This window comes from Helicobacter sp. MIT 99-5507 (assembly GCF_003364295.1).
Classification (GTDB): domain Bacteria; phylum Campylobacterota; class Campylobacteria; order Campylobacterales; family Helicobacteraceae; genus NHYM01.
The window spans coordinates 12,643-28,657 of the sequence record NZ_NXLO01000003.1 but is presented as its reverse complement, the minus strand read 5'-3'; the positions used below and the strand labels follow the sequence as shown (position 1 = coordinate 28,657).

At 29.5% G+C, this 16,015-nt stretch carries 17 protein-coding genes and 1 tRNA gene; 15 read left to right on the top strand and 3 right to left on the bottom strand.

The features are described 5' to 3' along the window. Positions 1-5: 5 nt before the first annotated feature. Together CQA42_RS04790 and rplQ are read left to right on the top strand one after the other, a co-directional pair. On the top strand, positions 6-1,016 hold the full coding sequence (locus CQA42_RS04790; protein ID WP_115583564.1) for a DNA-directed RNA polymerase subunit alpha: 1,011 nt from the start codon (positions 6-8) through the stop codon (positions 1,014-1,016). Continuing rightward, the gene (rplQ, locus tag CQA42_RS04785; protein WP_115583563.1) at positions 1,013-1,366 is read left to right on the top strand and encodes a 50S ribosomal protein L17; all 354 of its coding nucleotides are present in this window, start codon (positions 1,013-1,015) and stop codon (positions 1,364-1,366) included. Before CQA42_RS04790 ends, rplQ begins: the two co-directional genes overlap by 4 nt. Positions 1,367-1,412: 46 nt before the next feature. Here rplQ and dcd read toward each other — a convergent pair whose 3' ends face one another. After that, positions 1,413-1,970, bottom strand: a complete 558-nt coding sequence (gene dcd / locus CQA42_RS04780) for a dCTP deaminase (RefSeq protein WP_115583562.1) — start codon at positions 1,968-1,970, stop codon at positions 1,413-1,415. A gap of 99 nt (positions 1,971-2,069) precedes the next feature. On the opposite strand from dcd, the gene accB reads away from it, so the two are divergent. The 6 genes from accB to CQA42_RS04750 all read left to right on the top strand — a co-directional run bounded on the left by accB (position 2,070) and on the right by CQA42_RS04750 (position 7,091). After that, positions 2,070-2,546, top strand: a complete 477-nt coding sequence (gene accB / locus CQA42_RS04775) for an acetyl-CoA carboxylase biotin carboxyl carrier protein (protein WP_115583561.1) — start codon at positions 2,070-2,072, stop codon at positions 2,544-2,546. Next, positions 2,547-3,908 carry an acetyl-CoA carboxylase biotin carboxylase subunit gene (locus CQA42_RS04770; RefSeq protein WP_115583560.1) on the top strand — a complete coding sequence of 454 codons (1,362 nt, stop codon included), beginning with the start codon at positions 2,547-2,549 and terminating at the stop codon, positions 3,906-3,908. Positions 3,909-3,938: 30 nt separating this feature from the next. After that, positions 3,939-4,508 (top strand): hypothetical protein, encoded by a 570-nt coding sequence (locus CQA42_RS04765; RefSeq protein WP_115583559.1) that lies wholly within the window; start codon positions 3,939-3,941, stop codon positions 4,506-4,508. Next, complete coding sequence (gene pseC, locus CQA42_RS04760; protein ID WP_115583558.1) at positions 4,505-5,608, top strand: UDP-4-amino-4,6-dideoxy-N-acetyl-beta-L-altrosamine transaminase; 1,104 nt, start codon at positions 4,505-4,507, stop codon at positions 5,606-5,608. The genes CQA42_RS04765 and pseC overlap by 4 nt, the downstream gene beginning before the upstream one ends. A gap of 46 nt (positions 5,609-5,654) precedes the next feature. Further along, a tRNA-Met gene (locus CQA42_RS04755) sits at positions 5,655-5,731 on the top strand. A gap of 130 nt (positions 5,732-5,861) precedes the next feature. Beyond that, positions 5,862-7,091 (top strand): ammonium transporter, encoded by a 1,230-nt coding sequence (locus CQA42_RS04750; protein WP_115583557.1) that lies wholly within the window; start codon positions 5,862-5,864, stop codon positions 7,089-7,091. Between the two features lie 239 nt (positions 7,092-7,330). On the opposite strand, the gene rpsO is transcribed toward CQA42_RS04750, so the two are convergent. Then, positions 7,331-7,603 (bottom strand): 30S ribosomal protein S15, encoded by a 273-nt coding sequence (rpsO, locus tag CQA42_RS04745; protein WP_115583556.1) that lies wholly within the window; start codon positions 7,601-7,603, stop codon positions 7,331-7,333. A gap of 130 nt (positions 7,604-7,733) precedes the next feature. On the opposite strand from rpsO, the gene flhA reads away from it, so the two are divergent. The 7 genes from flhA to CQA42_RS04710 are packed head-to-tail and all read left to right on the top strand — an operon-like array spanning position 7,734 to position 14,542. After that, positions 7,734-9,953 (top strand): flagellar biosynthesis protein FlhA, encoded by a 2,220-nt coding sequence (gene flhA / locus CQA42_RS04740; protein WP_258865571.1) that lies wholly within the window; start codon positions 7,734-7,736, stop codon positions 9,951-9,953. Positions 9,954-9,964: 11 nt separating this feature from the next. Further along, complete coding sequence (locus CQA42_RS04735) at positions 9,965-11,026, top strand: DHH family phosphoesterase (RefSeq protein ID WP_115583555.1); 1,062 nt, start codon at positions 9,965-9,967, stop codon at positions 11,024-11,026. A 1-nt stretch (position 11,027) separates the two neighbouring features. Further along, positions 11,028-11,246 carry a hypothetical protein gene (locus tag CQA42_RS04730; RefSeq protein WP_115583554.1) on the top strand — a complete coding sequence of 73 codons (219 nt, stop codon included), beginning with the start codon at positions 11,028-11,030 and terminating at the stop codon, positions 11,244-11,246. Between the two features lie 4 nt (positions 11,247-11,250). Next, on the top strand, positions 11,251-11,817 hold the full coding sequence (gene purN, locus CQA42_RS04725) for a phosphoribosylglycinamide formyltransferase (RefSeq protein WP_115583902.1): 567 nt from the start codon (positions 11,251-11,253) through the stop codon (positions 11,815-11,817). Next, positions 11,817-12,986 (top strand): cation:proton antiporter, encoded by a 1,170-nt coding sequence (locus CQA42_RS04720; RefSeq protein WP_115583553.1) that lies wholly within the window; start codon positions 11,817-11,819, stop codon positions 12,984-12,986. Before purN ends, CQA42_RS04720 begins: the two co-directional genes overlap by 1 nt. Further along, positions 12,987-13,856, top strand: a complete 870-nt coding sequence (locus CQA42_RS04715) for a cation diffusion facilitator family transporter (protein ID WP_115583552.1) — start codon at positions 12,987-12,989, stop codon at positions 13,854-13,856. It begins immediately after the preceding gene. A gap of 59 nt (positions 13,857-13,915) precedes the next feature. Then, on the top strand, positions 13,916-14,542 hold the full coding sequence (locus CQA42_RS04710; RefSeq protein WP_115583551.1) for an outer membrane beta-barrel protein: 627 nt from the start codon (positions 13,916-13,918) through the stop codon (positions 14,540-14,542). 78 nt (positions 14,543-14,620) lie between these two features. Here the strand turns inward: CQA42_RS04710 and CQA42_RS04705 are convergent, their stop codons facing one another. Further along, entirely contained in the window at positions 14,621-16,003 is a 1,383-nt protein-coding gene (locus CQA42_RS04705) for a mannose-1-phosphate guanylyltransferase/mannose-6-phosphate isomerase (protein ID WP_115583550.1), read from the bottom strand. Between the last annotated feature and the right edge of the window lie 12 nt (positions 16,004-16,015).

The window sequence follows — 16,015 nt, the reverse complement described above, 5'->3', positions numbered from 1 at the left end:
CTTGAATGAAAACTATTAAAATAATTCCTTTTATTCCTACAAATATAGATGTAGAACAAATTACTCCAAATAGAGCAAAAATATCTGCATATCCTTTTGAAACTGGATATGCAATAACTTTGGCTCACCCAATTAGAAGACTTTTAATGTCTAGTTCTGTAGGTTATTCTGTAGTTGGGATAAAAATTGATGGCGTTGCTCATGAATTTGATTCTATAAGAGGCATGACAGAGGATGTATCTTTATTTATCATAAACTTAAGAAAACTACAATTTAAACTAAAAGATCCAGATGAAACAAGTCTTGTTGTTAGCTACTCTTTTACTGGAGAAAAGGTTATTCTTGGTGGTGACTTGAAAACTGATAAAGTTGATGTAATCAATCCAGAAGTATATATCGCTACCATAAATGATGATATTAAAATCAATTTTTCTCTTATTATAAATAAAGGCATAGGTTATGTAGCTAGTGAATATATAAGAGGTATGATATTAGATTCTTTTATACCGGTTGATGCGTATTTCACTCCAGTAAAAAAGATTACATATGATATAGAAAATGTTCTTGTTAAAGATGATCCTACATTTGAAAAAGTTGTATTTGATATAGAAACCGATGGTAGAATTACTGCTATTGAGGCATTTAAATATGCTATTTCTGTTATGTATAAACAAATGAGTATATTTAGTCAAGAATTAAATGTAATGGATTCTTCTATTAAGGGTGTTGAAGAAGAACCAAGTGAAGCTAAAATACTATTCCAAAAAATAGATAGTCTAAATCTTAGTGCTAGATGCTCAAATTGCTTTGATAAGATAGGACTAAAATATATTGGTGAATTAGTTTTGATGGAAGAAAGTGAGCTAAAAAATATTAAGAATCTAGGTAAGAGATCTTATGATGAAATCACTAATAAACTCAAAGAAATAGGTTATCAAGTTGGTGCTAAATTGCCAAATAATATTAGAGATCTTCTTTTAAAAAAATTTGATAAACAAAATAAGGATATTGTATGAGACATGGTAATGATTATAGAAAGCTTGGAAGAACATCATCTCATAGGAAAGCATTATTAAAAAATCTTTCTATTGCATTAATAAAATATGAAAAGATTGAGACAGGATTATTTAAATCTAAAGAATTACAATCTTTTATTGAAAAGCTGATAACTCAAGCAAAAGCTGGTGATAGTAATGCACATAGACAAGTATTTGCTAAGTTGCAAGATAAAATAGCTACAAAAAAACTCATTTTAGAGATTGCACCTAGATATACACAAAGAAATGGTGGCTATACTTCTATTCATAGGACTGCACTTAGAAGAGGTGATGCTGCTCCTATGGCTATAATTGAATTTGTAAAATAATCTTCATCTAGAATCTAACTATAGATTCTAGAATCTAAAATAATCCTTATAATACTTTTGGCAATGTTATACCTGTTTGTTTTTGATATTTACCATTTCTATCTTTATAGCTAGTATTACATGCTTCATCGCCTTCTAGAAATAATACTTGTGCAATTCCTTCATTTGAATATATTTTTGCAGGGAGTGGAGTTGTATTTGATATTTCAATAGTTATATTGCCTTCAAATTCTGGTTCAAATGGTGTTACATTTACTATTATTCCACATCTTGCATATGTGCTTTTCCCAAGACATATTGCTAATACATTTCTTGGAATCTTAAAATATTCTATTGTTCTAGCAAGAGCAAATGAATTTGGCGGGACTATACAAATATCGCCTGTATAATGCACTACATTATTTGCATTGAAATCTTTTGGATCTACAATTGTTGAGTTGATATTTGTAAATATTTGATATTCATTAGCTACTCTAATATCATATCCATAGCTGCTTACACCATAACTAATTACTCCTTTTCTTAGTTGATTTTCAGCAAATGGTGTAATCATCTCACATTCTAGAGACATTTTCCTTATCCAGTTATCAGATTTTAAACCCATCTAAAATAAGCCTTTCATTAATTTTATGCTATTATACAAAATTGATTAATTGATTTCTATCTTTGTTAAATAAAATAAAGTTTATATAAAGGCTTGAAAATGAATATGCAAGAAATAAGAAAATTACTTGAAATGTTTGATAATTCTAGTTCTGTAAAATTAAAGATAATAAATGAAAATTTTGAAATATCGCTTGAAAAAAGTGGTGCAAAACTCCCAAAATTACAAAATGTAAATCCTGTTTCACAAGTTCCTGTATCAAATACTCAAGTAGAATCTGCAGATACTTTATCTATACCGCAAGCTACTCAAGTGCCAAATAAAACAAGTGTAAATACAGAAGTGATAACTTCTCCAATGGTTGGCACTTTTTATCGTGCTCCATCGCCAGATTCTGCTCCATATGTAAATGTTGGTGATAAAGTAAAAAAAGGTCAAACAATAGCAATTATTGAAGCTATGAAAATAATGAATGAGATTGAAGCAGAATTTGATTGCAAGATAATTGATATTATCCCATCTGATGCTCAAAGTGTAGAATTTAGTAGTGAATTATTTGTAATCGAGAAGATATAAATGAATAAAAAAATACAAAAGAAAGAAATTAAGAGAATCTTAATTGCAAATCGTGGAGAGATCGCATTAAGAGCGATTAGAACTATACAAGATATGGGCAAAGAAGCAGTTGTGATTTATTCTACTGCTGATAAAGATGTGCATTATCTAGATGTTGCTGATATTAAGATTTGCATAGGTGGTCCAAAATCAAGTGATAGCTATTTAAATATTCCAGCTATTGTTACTGTTGTAGATCTTTTTAAAGTAGATGCTATTTTTCCAGGATATGGATTTTTGAGTGAAAATCAAAATTTTGTTGAAATTTGTGAGAATCATGGCATTGTTTTTATTGGACCAAGCCATGATGTAATGGCTTTGATGAGTGATAAAAGTAAAGCAAAAGATGTTATGAGGGAAGCGGGGATTCCAGTTATTGAAGGTAGCAAGGGTGTAGTTAGGGATCTTAAAGAAGCTCAAGATATAGCAGATAATATAGGATATCCTGTCATTATAAAAGCAGCTGCAGGTGGTGGCGGTAGAGGTATGAGAATAGTAGAAAATAAAGAAAGTTTTAAAAATTTATTTCTTGCAGCTGAATCTGAAGCAGTTAGTGCATTTGGTGATGGTTCTATTTATATAGAAAAATTTATTAAAAATCCAAAGCACATTGAAGTTCAAGTTGTTGCTGATAAACATGGAAATGTATTGCATATTGGAGAGAGAGATTGCTCATTACAAAGAAGACAGCAAAAGCTAATAGAAGAATCTCCGGCAGTAGTATTAAATAAAAAAGTAAGAGAAAATTTATTACATACTGCCACTAAAGCTGCAAAATATATCAAATACGAAGGTGCAGGCACTTTTGAGTTTTTACTTGATGAAAATAAAACAGATTTTTATTTTATGGAAATGAATACAAGACTTCAAGTAGAACATACCGTTAGCGAGATGGTAAGTAGCCTTGATTTGATAGAACTTATGATAAGAATATCAGAAGGAGAAGAACTTCCAAGCCAAGATTCTATTAATTTTAGTGGGCATGCAATAGAATGCAGAATCACAGCAGAAGATCCAGAAAAATTCTATCCATGTCCAGGAAAAATTACTACTTGGATACCACCTGGTGGTGGTAATGTGAGATTAGATACTCATGTATATGCTGGATATAGTGTGCCTATATTTTATGATTCTATGATTGGTAAGCTTATTGTTTGGGCTAGAGATAGACCACAAGCTATTGCTAGAATGAAAAGAGCGTTAAAAGAATTTAAAGTTGAAGGTATCAAAACTACAATTCCATTTCATATAAATATGATGGATAATGAGGATTTTCAAAAATCAAGAATCCATACTAAATATTTGGAACAAAAAATGCTGTAAATTAGTAAATCTTATTTACTAAGGCATTTTATGAGAGTAGATTCTAAAAATACTACAAATCTAGCGACAATAGATTCAAGAAAGATAACAGATACTGCAAGTAGCACTCCAAAGAAAAAGATAAATTTTAATAATAGAAATATTAATAATGGTTATTCAACAATAACAACTAGGGATTTAAATAATAAGATTGGAATCTTGCAAATAGCATATAAAACTATAAAAGATATATTAGATATTGATTCTATAACAGAGATAAAAACAAAGCTATTTGATGCAAAACTTTTTAATAGACAAATCTTTACACAAAGTCAAATTATAAAAGATTCTCATGGTAATACAATCTTTGATGCAAATAGAATCTTAGATACCATTCCAGATGATAATAGAGATATAGCAATTTTTAAAAAATCTTTAAAAATAGAGAGTAAATTTATTGAAGATTCTATAAAAAAGCTAAAAGAAGAATCTATGCAAGATTCTATAAAAATAGAAGACAATAATTTAGATAAAGATTTTTTACTATCCAATCCGCTTCTATTTGCTAAGTCCCACAATGTAGCTTCACTTGCTTCAAAAATAGATACATTATTATTATGATACCTTATAGTACTCAATATATAGATGATGATGATATATCTGCTGTAATATCAGCACTAAAGGGTGATTGTATCACGCAAGGTGAGATTGTAGAACTATTTGAAATAGAGCTTGCAAAATATTTAGGTGTAAAGTATGTAGTAGTTTTTAATTCTGCTACATCAGCACTAAATATATCTTATAAGATTCTGCTACTTAGTGGATTTAGTGCAATTACCACTCCGCTTACATTTTGTGCTACTGCAAATATGATGCTTGAAAATGATATCACACCTATATTTTGTGATTGTGATAGTTGTGGCAATATAAGCGTAGAATCTATAAAAAAAATATTAAATAACAATGATAATATAAAAGCCCTTGTAAGTGTTGATTTTGCTGGAAATAGTGTAGAAGTAGATGAGATTTTACAAGTTTGTAAGCAAAATAATTTATATTTTATTTCAGACAGCTCTCACTCATTTGGTGGTGAATATAAGAATGTAAAGATTGGAAACTTTGCAGATATGACAATCTTTAGCTTCCATGCATTAAAATCAATTACTACTATTGAAGGTGGTGCTATTGCTACAAATAATAAAGATTTTTATGATAAAGCAAGATTACTTCGCTCGCATGGCATAAAAAAGATGAGACTTTGGAATAGTGAGTTGGATTTTATTGGATATAACTTTAGATTAAGTGATGTAGCTTGTGCTTTGGGGATTTCGCAGTTAAAAAAAGTAGATAGTTTTATTGAAAAAAGAAAAAAAATAGCTACATTTTATGAAAAAAGATTCTCTAATAATCCTTATTTCTCCACATTAAAGATAAAAGACTATATTAAATCTACTTATCATTTATATCCTATTTTATTAAATCAGAATCTTTGGTGTGCTAAAGAAGAGATATTTCAGGCAATGCTTGATTTAGGTATTGGCGTGCAAGTTCATTATAAGCCTATTTATCAATATAATCTTTATAAAAAATCTCATCATACAATAGAAGGTGTAGAGAATTTTTATAAAAGTGAAATAAGCATTCCTTGTCATCAAAAAATGACTATACAAGATGTAGAATTTGTAGCAGATAGTGTGCTAAAGGTATTAGAATCTAATTGACTTTTAATGCTTCTTAAAGTAGAATTACGCCTTTATTATTTTTTAAGTCAAGGTAGCTCAGCTGGTTAGAGCGCTGGTCTCATAAGCCGGAGGTCGGGAGTTCAAGTCTCCCTCTTGACACCATTAATACGTATTTAGGTATCTTTTAAGATTATTACTCTCTTTTTTTAAAATTCACATCTATTACTATTTTAAATATTATATTAAGCTAAAACCAAATAAGATTCCGCTATTTTTTACAAAAGGATACATAATGGATTCTATAAATACTATGTTTATTATGCTTTGCACTTTGCTTGTTTTGCTTATGACACCTGCTTTGGCGATGTTTTATTCAGGTATGGTTCGTAGCAAAAATACTCTAAATACAATCATGAATTGTTTTATTGTATTTGGTGTTATTAGTATTCAGTGGGTAATTATTGGTTTTTCTCTTTCATTTTCAAACAATAGCACTAATGGTATCGTAGGTGATTTATCAAATTTTGCACTAAATGGTATTAGTGGTTACAATGATGCAGGTGTGCCAAATATCTTATTTGTGCTTTTCCAAATGATGTTTGCCCTCATTGCCTCTGCTATCATTACAGGCTCACTTGTAGGTCGTATAAAACTTGGTGTTCTAGTAGTATTTCTTATATTTTGGAGCACTTTTGTATATGATATTTTAGCGCATATGATTTGGCATAAAGATGGCTTTTTGTTAGTTCGTGGAGGGCTAGATTTTGCAGGTGGCGGAGTAGTTCATATAAGTTCTGGTGTAGCTGGGCTTGTGGGTGTTTTGATGGTTGGAGCAAGAAAAGTTGAAAAAACACATGAAACAATTGCACACTCTATACCTTATACATTTTTGGGTGCAACTTTGCTTTTAATTGGATGGCTTGGATTTAATACAGGTAGTGCAGGGCAGGTTGATGATATAGCGGTGACAGCTTTTGTAAATACTATATTATCAGCATCAAGTGGATATTTGGTATGGGTTATGGCAGAATGGATAAAACATAAAAAACCATCGATTTTAGGAAGCTTGAGCGGACTTGTAGCAGGACTTGTTAGTATCACACCAACTTGTGCTTATGTAAGCGTTTTGCATGCTATGATTATCGGTGCAATAGGTGCTATTGTATGTTTTGCAGGGCTTAGTTTTATCAAATACAAACTTAAATTTGATGACACATTGGATGCGTTTTCACTGCATGGTATTGGTGGAATCTGGGGAGGATTGGCTGTAGGATTATTTGCAAATGCTAAGGTAAATATGGCTGCAACAGGTGAAGGCACATTAGGTGAAGGTTTATTTATAAGTGGAAGTTGGCATTTGCTATTAGAACAGATTTTCTCTATTGTTATTTGTATTTTCTTATCAGCAATTGTTAGTTTTGTAATTTTTAAAGTCATTTCATTTTTTACAGATTTAAGAGTAAATGAAAGTATAGAAGAAGAAGGGCTTGATATATTACATGGTGAAAAAGCTTATCAATAAGTTTATATTCAAATGTAGATTCTGTTATTTGTGAAATTGTAGTTTATAAGATTTTTTGAAATAAATTTTAGAATTTATAAAAAAAGTAAATTCTAAAATTGCAAAAGTATAATTTAGATCTATAGCAATAGAATCTAAAATTGGATCTAAATCTATGCTACAATCCAAAAAAATAAGCTAAGCTATAAAAACACCACTCAAATATAAATTATAAACTTAATATTTGAGCTAATTACCATTTATTTATCTTTTAGATTTAGTTCTTTTATGAGTTTTGTATATCTATCGTATTTAGTTCTTTTTAGGTATTTTAGTAAGCTTCTTCTTTGTCCTACTAATTTTAGCATTCCTAATCTACTTGAATGATCTTTTTTATTCATTTTTAAATGTTCTGTTAGATTTGAGATTCTTTGTGTAAGTAAAGCTATTTGAATCTCGCTTGAACCTGTGTCTTTTTCTCCTCTTGAAAATTTAGAGATGATTTCTTGTTTTTTCGCCGAATCTAAAGCCATTTGACCTTCTCCTGATTGGTATAAATTTTAAAGTTGAAATTCTACTATAAAATGATTTAAAAAAGCAAAGATTTAATTCAAAGCTGTTAAAATCTCAACTCTTAATTTTAAAATAAACGGGGTTTATAGCGTGGCAAAAAGTAGAGGGCAGTTGATAAATACGATTAGTCCTATTTTTAAGAGTTTTTTTGCTTCTAAAGATTTGATTGTAGTATTTTTTATTATGTCAATTTTGGCAATTATTATCATCCCATTGCCTAACTATTTACTTGATTTGTTTTTGACGATTTCTATAGCATTATCAGTATTAATTATTTTGATAGGATTATATATCTCTAAACCTACAGATTTTTCGGCATTTCCTACATTGCTACTTATGATTACATTATTTAGACTTGCTTTAAATGTAGCTACTACTAGAATGATACTTAGCAATGGGCATTTGGGTGTTGAGAATGTAAGCGAGATTGTAAGTGCTTTTGGACATTTTGTAGTTAGTGGCAATTATGTAATTGGTATTATTGTATTTTCTATTCTTGTGATTGTAAATTATATAGTTATTACAAGTGGTTCTACAAGGGTTGCAGAAGTGCAAGCTAGATTTACATTGGAAGCAATGCCTGGTAAGCAAATGGCAATAGATGCAGATTTGAATTCTGGTTTGATAGATAAAGAAGAAGCACAAAAAAGAAGAGAGATTCTAGTTCAAGAAGCTGATTTTTATGGTTCAATGGATGGTGCATCAAAGTTTGTAAAAGGTGATGCAATCGCAGGGATAATAATCACTTTTGTAAATATTATAGGCGGTTTTTTGATAGGAACTTTTGGTCATGGCATGCCTATAAGTGATAGTGCAAGCACATTTACTATACTTACAATTGGAGATGGTTTAGTCACTCAGATTCCAGCATTGATAGTATCTACTGCCACAGGTATAGTAATCACTCGGGCTACAAAAAGCGAGGAAAAAGATTTTGCTTCTGGTGTAGTAAATCAGCTTTTAGGAAACAGCAAGATTCTATTAATTGTTGGCGGAATATTAGTATTTTTTGCTTTTATTCCAGGACTTCCTGCTCTTTCGCTTGGATTTGTTGGATTTATTTTTCTTATAATGAGTTATTTGCTTAGCTCACAAGATAAGGATAATGTATTTTCAAATATCAAAAAATGGCTATTTAAAAAAATAGATATAGAATCTAAACCTCAAGTAAAACAAATGCCAAAAGAAATAGCAAAAGAGCCACGAAGTGCAAAGAGTATAAGAGAATTAGAAGAACAAATAAGACTAAAAGAGCAAGCAAGCCTAAATGATAAACTAAAGATAAATGTTTTGCAATTATCTCTTGGCTACGGGCTTACAAAATTAGCAGAACATCCAGATAGCCCACTAATTGAAAGAATACGCGGTGTTAGAGAAAATATCGCCCAAATGTATGGATTTATCGTGCCACACATTAGAATCAAAGCAAATCCAAGTTATGATTTTTCACCAAATGGCTATGAGATTCTGCTAAAAGGCATTAGTGTAGGGCAGGGTGAGGTCATGCCAGATAAATTTCTAGCTATTAATTCAACAGGTATGGATATAACAGAAATAGAAGGCATAAAGGCAAAAGATCCTGCACTCAATATGGATGGACTTTGGATTGAAAAAAAAGACAAAGATGATGCCACTATTGCAGGATACACGGTTGTAGATAGTGCTCATATTATAAGTGTTCATATCTCACAAATCATTAAATACTATGCTGAAGATATATTAACAAGACAAGATGTAAAAAATCTAATAGATAGATTAAAAGATGATTTTCCTAGCCTTGTTGCAGATAGTGAGAAGATTCCACTAGGTGTGATTCATCAAGTATTAAAAGAATTATTGCACGATGAAATACCTATAAAAGATATGCTTACAATATTAGAGACTATCGTAGAGGTAGCTCCTGGAGCTCAAAATAGTGTGCCTATCATCATGGATTATGTCAGAAGTGCGTTATCAAGAGTGATTACTAATATGCTAAAAGATGATGATGGTATTGTAAAATTATTTATAATGTCTCAAGAAAGCGAAGATTATTTACTATCTAGATTAAAAGATATGCAACCTTATGGAAAGAAACTCGTTTTAAGTATAGGTGAGACACAAGTTTTACGAAATACAATCGATGCAGCTATTACTAAAGCTCAAAGTTTGCATAGTGTGCCAATATTACTTGTAAGCACTACACTTAGAAGATCTCTATCAAAAGAAATGGAAAATAATGCACTAGCTATAAAAGTAATAGGTCATAGTGAAATAAGTAGCAATGCAAAATGTGAGATTCTGGGTAATTTAGAATTAAAATTTAACTAAAAAGGATAGCAATGCAAGTTCATCATCTATCACATATTGATTTAGACGGATATGGAGCACAATTAGTCTCAAAAGAAATATTTGATGATATTAGATTCTACAATGCAAATTATGGTAAAGAAGTAGAAGTAAGACTAAGGAATATTATTGATAATATAAAAAGAGAATCTAAAAGTGATTTTTTGATACTTATTACTGACTTGAATTTGAATATGAATGAAGCAAAATTTCTTATCCATGAAGTAAATGCATTAAATATGTCAAATAAAAATGTTAGATTGAAATTACTTGATCATCATATAAGTGGGAAAGATTGTGCAGATAGTTTTGAGTGGTATCATCTAGATTCTAGTATTTGTGCTTCAAAGATTGCATTTAATGTATTAAAAAATGAATACAAATTATCTGATGAAAAAATAGCATGGCTAGATCCATTTGTAGAGATGATAAATTCTGCTGATACTTGGAAAGAAGATGGTTTTGCTTTTGATTTTGGTAAAGTTGCTCTTGGTATGATTGCTCAAAGTAGGGAATTTACTAGGTTTATATTTGATGATTATGATAGGATTTTTAAATTCAATATGCTTTATGAAGCAAAAAAATATTTATTAGATTCCAATAATAATCTTAGAGAAAATGCAAATGTAAATTTTGATAATAATATTTTCTTATTCAAAAAAACTTTACTTGGTGGTGATGTAAATACGCAAACTATGGAAGAGATTCTCTCTAATAAACAAACAGAATTATTAAGCCAAAATAAAGATGAATATAGTATTTTTTACAAAGATAAAAAAGGCTTGCTTACATATTCAATCGGTGGAATCTCAATCCTTGCAAATCTATTTTTAAAAGAAAATAGTGAGTTTGATTTTTTTATAGATATTGGCGTAAAAGGAAATGTATCAATTCGTGCAAATGGTAATTGTGATGTAAGTATGATGTCAAAAGATCTTTTTGGTGGTGGCGGACACAAAAATGCGGCAGGTGGCAAATTTGATGGATTTAAAGAAACATTTTTATATGAGGAAGCAAAAGAACAAGTCATAAATTTGATTCACTCAAAGGAATAGGATGGAACAAATAAGTAAAAATGAATTATTAGATGAAATCATCATTATTTTGATGGCAGCACTAAGCCTTGCTGGTGTAAGAGATGATTGTATGAAACAAGCACTTGAGGCTTATGAAGATTTGATTGATGAAATAAGCGATGATGAAGAATATGATTATAAGGCAATATGCAAGGTGATTAATAGGCTTAAAAAGACTAGAGGGGAGTTATTTGGTTAAAACAATGAAGATAAAAAATATTGCAGTTTTATTTAGTGGCAATGGTAGCAATATGGAGAATCTTTATTTGAAATTGCATAATAAAACTTTTGGTGATATTAAGATTGATTTTAAGATTGCAATAAGTAGTAGAAAAGATGCTTATGGTATCACAAGATGTGCAAATCTTGGGCTAAAATGTGAAGTTTTAGCAAGCAAAGAAAATAAAGAAAATTATGATTTAAAATTGTTAGAAATACTAAAACCTTATGATATTGATTTAGTCATATTAGCAGGCTTTATGCGCATACTTAGCGATGATTTTATAAATATTTATAAGACAATTAATATCCATCCATCTATATTGCCACTTTTTAAAGGTGCAAATGGAATCTTAGAATCTTATAAAAGTGATATGAAAATAGCTGGTGTAAGCGTGCATTATGTAAATAATGAGCTAGATTCTGGGGAGTTAATAGAACAAGATGTGATAAAAAAAATAGATGGCGAGGATTTGCAATCTTTTGAAAATAGGATTCATGCTTTAGAATATGAAATATACCCAAAAGCAGTGCTAAAGGTGCTTTTATAATGCAAGATTTGGTATTTTTTGCAATCATTTCAGTGCTTGTTTTTGTTGCCCCCATGATTAATAATCTAATTAAGATTCCAGTTGTTGTAGTAGAGATATTGCTTGGTGCATTAGCGATAAATTCAGGCATCATAATAGAATCTAATTCTGTAAAAGAAGTAGCACAAATAGGTTTTTTATTTTTGATGTTTTTGGCTGGAATAGAAGTTGATTTAAAAAGCTTTAAGGTGATGGGAAAAAGTTTTTTAAAACAAGTTGCGATGTATTTTTTCATACTTTATTCTGTCACTTGTTTGGTGATTTTACTTCTTGATTTACCAGTAATTTATATTGTCGCATTTCCTATTATGTCTCTTGGTATGATTATGATGCTTATTCAAGAATATGGCAAGCAATATGATTGGCTAAATTTATGCCTAAAGATAGGAATTATAGGGGAATTAGTAAGTATTTTAATGCTTGTAGTTTTAAATGGATATTATTCATTTGGAATGGGTGTTGAGCTATATAAATCACTTGGAATCTTGATTGTATTTTTAATAATTATGATAATTTTGTTTCAAATATTTAATATTATTTTTTGGTGGTTTCCAGATTTACGATTGCTTTTTATGCCAGATTCAAGTAAATCTAATCAAGATATAAGATATAGTATGATGCTATTTTTGATTATGGTTGTTATTGTTTCACTATTGCATATTGAGCCTGCACTTGGAGCATTTTTATCTGGGCTTATTATTTCTAATTATTTTAAATATAAAAAAGAACTTCATCATAAATTAAATGAATTTGGATTTGGATTTTTAATACCGCTATTTTTTGTTTATATTGGAACAACTTTAGATTTTGAGCTGATTTTTGCTGATAAAAGTATCGTTTTGCATGCTTTGCAAATTTGTGTAATCATGATAATTATTAGAATCATTTCAGCAAGTCTTGTGTTTAATTCATATTTTAAAAATGTAAAAAGTATATTTTTATTTGCACTAAGTGATGCAATGCCACTTACTTTTCTTATTGCTATGGCTACACTTGGATTAAATATCGGTGCTTTACAAATTGAACAATATTATTCTTTTGTGCTTAGTGCTATGCTTGAGGCAGTGCTGTTTATGATTGTTATTAAGATAATCTTACATTTTACAGAGGATTCTAAAAAGGAGGTATGATTGGCAACTATAAAACATACAATTTTAATTGTTAGTTTTACTGCATTCATACTAGCTATATTAAAGCTTATTTTTGCTGTAATTAGCGGGTCTGTTGTCATTCTTGCTTCTGCGATTGATTCATTATTTGATGTTTTGTTTTCATTGCTAAACTTTTTTGCTATCAAAAAAATAGAATCTCCATCAAATAGATATTTTAATTATGGATATGGAAAGTTAGAAGGTTTTGCATCACTTTTTGAAGGGGTTTTTATATTTATCTCTGGAATCTACATTATCTATAGATCGATTATAAAATTTATCAATAATGAAGGCATAAATGATGTAAATCAAGGCTTATTTATCATGATGGTTTCTATCATTTTAACAGCAATCATTGTGATATATTTAAATATGATTTCAAAAAAACAAAATAATCTTATATTGCAAGCTGAGATTCTGCATTATAAGACAGATTTATTAAGCAATCTAGCAATCATTATTTCACTTTTTATTGTGAAATTTAGTGGATTTGAAGAGTTTGATAGTATCGTAGGTGTATTGCTAGGAATTTATATTTGTTTTAATGCCTTTAAGATCGCAAAAAAAGCCTTTTTTATGCTGCTTGATAGGTCAATTGATGATAAATTATTTACATCTATTGTAGATATTTTGGATAAAAATGACAAAATTGCAAGCTATCATGATTTTAAAAGCAGGATAAGCGGAAATACTATTTTTCTATCTTGTCATTTGGTATTTGATGATAATATTTCTTTATTTGATGCTCATTCTATATCAAATGATATTGAAAAAAGTATAGAGAATCTTAGTGATGAATATAAGTGGGCTATATTAATTCACCTTGATCCATATGATGATAGTATATAAATTTTTATTTATTTTAGATATTATTGGCTCTTTTAAAAAAATAAAATAAAAGGATAAAAATGTTTAAAAAAGTATTTTTAATTTCATTATTAGCCCTAGGATTACATGCTGAAAGTATATTTGCGGGCGTGAGTGCTGGTGTTCCAATCACAACCCCAAAATATAATGGCGCCCTTAGTGCTATGAAAGATAGTTTTCCAAAAACAGGTATTGGTTATAACCTAGGTGTCAATGCAGGATATGAAGATGATTTAGGTCCAAATGATGGGTTTAAATTGTATTTAGAATATAACTATAGTCAATCATATGGCAAAAGAACAAGTTTGCTTAGAAATATGAAAGCTACTATATCTTCTCAAATGATTACATTAAATGCGGATTATTATTATGATTTTACGGATTTATTTGGTGCTTATTTGGGTATTGGGGCAGGATATGTTTCATATAAGCCAAAATATACACTAGCAAGTATGACTTTTGGAAATGAGCAAAAAGGTGGATTTGCTTTGCCTATTAATCTTGGTTTGTTATTACATGCAGATGATGATCATGACTTTAGTATCGGAGTAAAAATTCCACTAGTTAGCTATAAATATAAAATTGAAAATAGCATTATGCCTAATATGAATGGTTCAGTAAAACTTAGCAATTATATTGTTTCTATAGGTTATAATTACACATTTTAATTTCACCCCTTTAAATAGGGGAAATAGTTAAAATTATATTTTAAAAAATATCTAGATTCTTATAATTTATCTAAGTTTTTATTTTCTATTAAAATCATCTTCTAACCGCACTATATCATCTTCACCTAGATATTGCCCAACTTGCACTTCAATGATTACTAAATCTATTTTTCCAGGATTCTCAAGCCTATGAACTTGTCCCATTGGAATATATGTGCTTTCATTTGCTTTTAGAAAAAATTCTTTTTCACCAAGTGTTACGATAGCACTACCGCTTACTACAATCCAATGCTCACTTCTATGAAAATGCTTTTGTAAGCTTAGTCGTTTTTTTGACTTGACAACAATTTTTTTGATTTTATAATTTTGTGTATCAAGCAAGACGCTATAACTTCCCCAAGGACGATAAGCGGTGCTATGGATTTGTGCAAGTGGGCTATTATTTGATTTTAGAATTTTTACTATATCTTTTACTTTTTGACTTTCTCCTGCTTTACTAATAAGAAGTGAATCTGTGGTATCAATAATTATTAAATCATCTATTCCTATTGTAGCTATAAATTTATTTGAAAGAATAAAATTATTAGTAGAATCTATTGCAATCAACTCTGTATTTGAAGCATTATTATTAGAATCTTTTGGATATTCATCTTTTAGTGCATCAAAGCTTCCTACATCATTCCAAATAAAATCACTTTTTACTAATTTTAGCTTTTTTGATTTTTCCATAATGGCATAATCAATACTGATTTCTTCAATATTAATACAATCTTTTTCTTTTAAAAATTTAAAATTATTTTGTTTTGTAGCAGAATCTAGAGCAATATTGCAGTATGAAAGTAAATCTGGCTTATATAATTTAAATTCATTAATTAGCACACCAGCCTTGAAACAAAACATGCCACTATTCCAATAATATTCTTTAGATTCTACATATTGCTTTGCCTTATCTTTATCTGGTTTTTCAAAAAATTCTATACCATTTTTACTATCTTTTATATATCCATAGCCTGTATTTGGGTTTGTTGGTTTTATGCCAAAGACTACGATATTACCATTTTCTGCAAGCTCTTTTGCCTCTAAAATCGCTTTATTGTAAGATTCTGTGTTTTTTATGATATGGTCGCTTGGAAGTGCTAATATAATATCATCTTCTTTTGCATTTAGTGCTACAAATAGCAATGCTGCAGCTGTATTTTTTGATACACTCTCTAAGATATAATCAAATTTGGTATTGCTTATATTTGCATCTTCTTTGATTTTTTCTATTTCATCTAATGCCAAAAAATAATGCTTATCATTTGTAACAATGCAAAAATTATCACTAAGGGTAAGATTTCTTAAAATTGTTTGTTGAAATAGAGATTCATTTATTAATGATACAAATTGTTTTGGCATAAGCTCTCTTGAGAGAGGCCAAAGTCTCGTGCCACTTCCACCACATAAAACTGCTATAATCATCATATAATCCTT

Bases quoted from the DNA above. Each gene is read 5' to 3' on its own strand.
- CQA42_RS04790 (WP_115583564.1), top strand. From the start codon at position 6: ATGAAAACTATTAAAATAATTCCTTTTATTCCTACAAATATAGATGTA.
- rplQ (WP_115583563.1), top strand. From the start codon at position 1,013: ATGAGACATGGTAATGATTATAGAAAGCTTGGAAGAACATCATCTCAT.
- dcd (WP_115583562.1), bottom strand. From the start codon at position 1,970: ATGGGTTTAAAATCTGATAACTGGATAAGGAAAATGTCTCTAGAATGT.
- accB (WP_115583561.1), top strand. From the start codon at position 2,070: ATGAATATGCAAGAAATAAGAAAATTACTTGAAATGTTTGATAATTCT.
- CQA42_RS04770 (WP_115583560.1), top strand. From the start codon at position 2,547: ATGAATAAAAAAATACAAAAGAAAGAAATTAAGAGAATCTTAATTGCA.
- CQA42_RS04765 (WP_115583559.1), top strand. From the start codon at position 3,939: ATGAGAGTAGATTCTAAAAATACTACAAATCTAGCGACAATAGATTCA.
- pseC (WP_115583558.1), top strand. From the start codon at position 4,505: ATGATACCTTATAGTACTCAATATATAGATGATGATGATATATCTGCT.
- CQA42_RS04750 (WP_115583557.1), top strand. From the start codon at position 5,862: ATGGATTCTATAAATACTATGTTTATTATGCTTTGCACTTTGCTTGTT.
- rpsO (WP_115583556.1), bottom strand. From the start codon at position 7,603: ATGGCTTTAGATTCGGCGAAAAAACAAGAAATCATCTCTAAATTTTCA.
- CQA42_RS04735 (WP_115583555.1), top strand. From the start codon at position 9,965: ATGCAAGTTCATCATCTATCACATATTGATTTAGACGGATATGGAGCA.
- CQA42_RS04730 (WP_115583554.1), top strand. From the start codon at position 11,028: ATGGAACAAATAAGTAAAAATGAATTATTAGATGAAATCATCATTATT.
- purN (WP_115583902.1), top strand. From the start codon at position 11,251: ATGAAGATAAAAAATATTGCAGTTTTATTTAGTGGCAATGGTAGCAAT.
- CQA42_RS04720 (WP_115583553.1), top strand. From the start codon at position 11,817: ATGCAAGATTTGGTATTTTTTGCAATCATTTCAGTGCTTGTTTTTGTT.
- CQA42_RS04710 (WP_115583551.1), top strand. From the start codon at position 13,916: ATGTTTAAAAAAGTATTTTTAATTTCATTATTAGCCCTAGGATTACAT.
- CQA42_RS04705 (WP_115583550.1), bottom strand. From the start codon at position 16,003: ATGATTATAGCAGTTTTATGTGGTGGAAGTGGCACGAGACTTTGGCCT.